General features: G+C 66.9%; 3 protein-coding genes. All 3 read right to left on the bottom strand.

What is annotated here, in order from left to right; genetic code table 11:
- Window positions 1–354: acetyl-coenzyme A synthetase N-terminal domain-containing protein (locus tag ACK5NW_RS04590; protein WP_416925516.1), on the bottom strand; the 354-nt coding region annotated here is incomplete at its 3' end.
- A 164-nt stretch (window positions 355–518) separates the two neighbouring features.
- Window positions 519–977, bottom strand: a complete 459-nt coding sequence (locus ACK5NW_RS04585; RefSeq protein ID WP_416925514.1) for a polyhydroxyalkanoate granule-associated phasin — start codon at window positions 975–977, stop codon at window positions 519–521.
- A gap of 101 nt (window positions 978–1,078) precedes the next feature.
- The coding region (locus ACK5NW_RS04580; protein ID WP_416925512.1) for an isochorismatase family protein at window positions 1,079–1,527 on the bottom strand (449 nt) is incomplete at its 5' end.

Raw genomic sequence — 1,527 nt, 5'->3', positions numbered from 1 at the left:
CATGGGCATGTAGATCAGCACCCGGTCGCCCTTTTGCACACCCAGCGCCTTCAGCGCCGCGGCCATGCGTTGCACCTCCTGGTGCAGTTGCCGGAAGCTGTAGACCTGCTCCGTGTCGGTTTCGGTGGACACGGCAATCAGCGCCGGCTGGTCAGCGCGGGCGGCCAGGTGCCGGTCGATGGCGTTGTGGCACAGGTTGGTGGCGCCGCCCTGAAACCAGTGTGCGAAGGGGGGGTTGGAGAAGTCGCAGACGGTCTGGGGCGGCGTCTGCCAGTCGATCAGTTGCGCCTGCTCTCGCCAGAAGTTGTCGCGATCGTCGATGGAACGGCGGTAGAAGGCGTCGTAGTTGGTCATGAGCGTGTCTCCTTGGCTGACAATCGGGCCGGCTGCAACACCAATCCGCCTTGAACGTTCTGTCACTTTCTTCAGCCTAGTGCCCCGCGCTTGCGGGAGCCTGACACTCCACCGGGTGGGGCGGAGCCCGGGAGCTACCGCCTGCGCATCTACCGCCTGCGCATCTACCGCCTGCGCGTGCGCCCGGGGCGCGCCAGCGGCGTGCGCGAGAGGCGGCGGGCATTCGCCTTGGCCTTGCGGCCCACGGGCCGCAGTCCGTGCAGGCTTACATCCAGCGCGGCGGCCCAGGCGTCGTTCATGGGTTTGGCCATCACGCGCGACCACTGGCTGGGCCCCAGCCAGGCGCCGCCCAGCGCCATGGACCAGCCCATGGCCATCGCCTGCTGCACCCATTGCTGCTGCAAGGCCAGGCTGCGCGAAGCCATGGTCTGCCAGGACGTCTGAAACGCCGCCAGCTTTTCCGCGCCCATGCGCGTGAATTCACGCCGGTCGCGCGCCTCAGGTGCGGCGCCGGCGAGCATCATGCGCGTCACACGGTGCGCCACCACCTGCGGCGCCGCCCAGCCCAGCTCGGCCGCCTCGCGCCACCACGCCGCTGAAAGTTGAGTCCACCCCTGGTTCATTGCCCAACACCTTTCATGTCATGCCTAAATGCTCTATATTTTAGAGCTACTACCGAGGGGCCTGATTGCGCCAGACGCCAAAAACACTCATAAAACCGGGCTCACGTGAGCAAGGCTTGCACCGCCTTGAAAGCCGGGTGCTCCGCCGACTCCAGCCATTCGAACAGCACCATCTCGGTGGTCACCAGCTCACACCCGGCCGCCGCCAGGCGGTCGAACGCCGCATCACGGTTGCGCTCGGTGCGCGAGCTGCAGGCGTCGGTCACCACCCAGACGTCCCACTCCTGTTCCATCAGATCGAGCGCCGTTTGCAGCAGGCACACATGCGTCTCACAGCCCGCCATCACCAGTGTGGCGCGCTCTTGCGCCGCCGGTTCCGGCTGGCGCAGGTGTTTGGGCAGGCTGCGCGCATTGCCGCCGCGCCCCCGGTGCGCGGGCACAGGCGTTGCCATGGTTTCCAGCAAAGGCAGCAGCATGGGTGCGGCGCTGAAAGATGTCTTGGGCACCACCTGGTCGCACAACGCGCGCAGAGGCTCCAGCGTCAGCCCCA

The organism is Ottowia sp., assembly GCF_047975795.1.
GTDB lineage: Bacteria > Pseudomonadota > Gammaproteobacteria > Burkholderiales > Burkholderiaceae_C > Ottowia.
Note: the sequence above shows the minus strand (reverse complement) of the source record. Positions and strands in the feature narration are given on the sequence as shown.